The organism is Anaeroplasma sp. (assembly GCF_034179385.1).
Lineage (GTDB): Bacteria > Bacillota_I > Bacilli_A > Acholeplasmatales > Anaeroplasmataceae > Anaeroplasma.
In genome coordinates this window covers 1-2,922 of record NZ_JAXFPY010000021.1, presented here as the reverse complement: position 1 = coordinate 2,922, position 2,922 = coordinate 1, and the positions used below count along the sequence as shown (strand labels likewise).

2 protein-coding genes are annotated in these 2,922 nt (G+C 27.8%); both read right to left on the bottom strand.

The window, feature by feature from the left end:
- Positions 1-1,049, bottom strand: a 1,049-nt coding sequence (locus SPJ17_RS01415; protein WP_321092032.1) for a hypothetical protein, incomplete at its 3' end; no start/stop codon positions are given.
- Positions 1,050-1,066: 17 nt separating this feature from the next.
- Positions 1,067-2,083, bottom strand: coding sequence for a hypothetical protein (locus SPJ17_RS01410; protein WP_321092030.1), 1,017 nt, complete (start codon positions 2,081-2,083; stop codon positions 1,067-1,069).
- Positions 2,084-2,922: the final 839 nt, after the last annotated feature.

Genomic DNA, 2,922 nt, shown 5'->3' with positions numbered 1-2,922 from the left:
TCATGTGCTATTTTTCTTTTTATATTCTCTTCCAATATCTCATTGTAACCGTCTAAAAATAATACAAGCACACTATTCTTAAATAATAAATCGTATTGATGCTCATATTCCTTCAGAGTTAAATTTAATATGCCTTCTATTGATGCCGTTTCTTCTACTATATTTTTCAATTCAATCCACACGGGCAGTTTTTTTGTCTTCCCCGAAATAATATCCTTTAATAATTCAATATACATCCTTCGCATCTGGGTTGTTTTACCCGTTCCAGCTTCACCTATGAATTTGATAGATTTCGTATAATCATATTCAAAAGTTTGATTCTCATCATCCTTCCAATTTAATTGAAGAAATTTACTTAAAAATTCATTTAATTCATCTGAATTTGGCATATATCTTTGAGCAAATGTAACATAATCTATATTATTTTCTATAAATTCCTTTTCATAATAATCGCATATTAAATCATAGTTTTTGATGCACTGATCCATATACACTATAAACAAGCTTTTAATTCGTTCCATTTTTTCAATGAAATCAAATGTTTCAGGATTGTCATGTGCTTTTATTCTATTTCTCAGCTGATAAACTACAATATAATCATAAATAAAATAAGGACATTCTTTATATGCTTCTGCATTTGCCTCTGCAAGATGAAAGCCTTCTTTACCACGAATATTATCTGCATTTGACGCATTTATGGTATCATTTACTCTAGCCGCTTTAACCTGTGGATCATCTAACATTCTATAAAATCCAATTCGTGTATAGTATGCTTGCAACATGGCATCTTCTGTCGTATGTCCTTTAAGGTTTTCAATCTTTCTAAGCATGCCTTCTATTCTACAGCCAGAAATAATATCCCATGAGGATGATGTAATATTCGATTCATTTAATAAATTTCCATAATCTATATCAAAATTTGATTTTTCGTCATTAATATTAATTAGCGATGCTAATGCTCTCAATCCCCTTTCAAATTCTTCGTTTGAAAAAGCATCTCCCATTAAGCTCTTTAAGTTACCCTTTAAGGCGTTTGAAATATTATACATTCTCCCATCTCCTTGTACTATTTAGATATAAATCCAAGTATATCTGCTACTACTGACACTAACTGAAACAACCCTAATACTGCAATTATTAATGAAATGAAATTTATTTTTTTATCTCTTCCTTTGTCTATTTCATCATCTAGCTTAAAAACCAGATCGCTCAATGTACTCTCATAATCTGAAAGATTTAAAATCCTTCTATACTCGTCATATAAGGCTTGGAATTCTGTATCTTCTGTAATAACCTTATATGAATAGCATGTTATCAAATCTATAATACGTTCTTTTATTTTTTTTATCACCTTTGCATTTTCGTTTTTCGCATTTACTATCTGTTTCCGCAAAATTAAATACATTTGTCTCTCATGGTGAAGTAACATAAACATTTTTAATATATTATCGTTGTATTTGTTTCTAAAATCCTGTTCTAAAGCTTTTTCTTCTTCAGAACATATGTTGCAATAATGTTGATTGGAAATTATTAATATATGTTCAGATGAACAATAACACTCATGCAACTTATCTATATTATGAATGCTTTCATTATCTGAATTTAGTTTTCTCGTCTCACTTGGGCTTAATTTTGTTATTACGTTAGACACAACTAAACATTTCTTTAAGCTTCCGACTGGAAAAAGTGAAATAAACGGTAAATTTGATTTGAATAATTGCAAGCTTTGATCTTGACCTTCACATAATCTCTTCGATAGTGATTCAATATCTTTATACATACTTTCATATGTATTATTACTTTTATTATTAAAAGTTTTTGTAAACACTATAAAACCAACATTTGACTCAAAACAAAATATCCTTATGCATTGTTTTTCTTCTATAACTTCAATATCGTAACTTAAACATTTCCTATATGTTTCAGAAATAAATCCTAGAAAAAAATCATCATTAATTACATTCTTTTTTAATCTAACTCCTGAAACACTTTCAATCGATGATACATATCTTTCAAATCCTACCTTTCCTTCATACTGAAAAGGTATCAATATATAAAATATGTTATTTTCTATTGAATTCATATAACTTATCCCTCATATTAATTTGATCTTTAATTTATCATATCATAACATATATTTATATCCTATTACCTATTTATCTCGTAAACAGTTACAAATATTAGAAGATAACTGTGTATTTTTATCTTGTAATTTATATCTTCCCGAGAATCATTCCTCAAGCAATGCAGTACAACATAAATATTAAATAGTTTCCTATTATAATAATAAGAAACTCCTGTTTTTATATTCTTATGCCCCATAATGGCCTGAATAACTTTCACATTAGCTTCATTCTCACAATACCTTGTACAGAATTTATGACGTAAATGATGACACGAAAAGTGAGGAATAATAAGAGGATTTCTATTTTCTTTTTCGCTAGAATTTCTTCTTCTGTATTATACGCATTAATAATTCTTTTAATTGCATCATTTACATTCTGTTCACTTCAAGTTAAATGCTGTTCCCTCATAAATCAGTATATTATAATATTTATTTGAATAGTCAAAATATAGAATCACTAATTAGTATCTAAAGAGTATTATTACTTTATTATTATTATATTTAGACTCTGTGATTCAGAATTAAAAAATAAATATATAGCCCTTAACGCATTGTTTTTTAACTAAATCATTTATTTTTTTTAGTTTATCAACTTTATTACCTTGATCCTTATAGGACCTATAGTTTGCAATAGTTAGTTATATGTCTTAACAGGAAGATTATTTCCTTCCTGTTAGAACCGTTAAATTAATGCAAAAAGACAGGTCTCTATTAGCACCTGTCCTTATACTATTTCCTATAAATTTGTTTCCTCAGCAAGTTACAGCAAGTTAAATCATTCCTTTCCTTTTGTATAT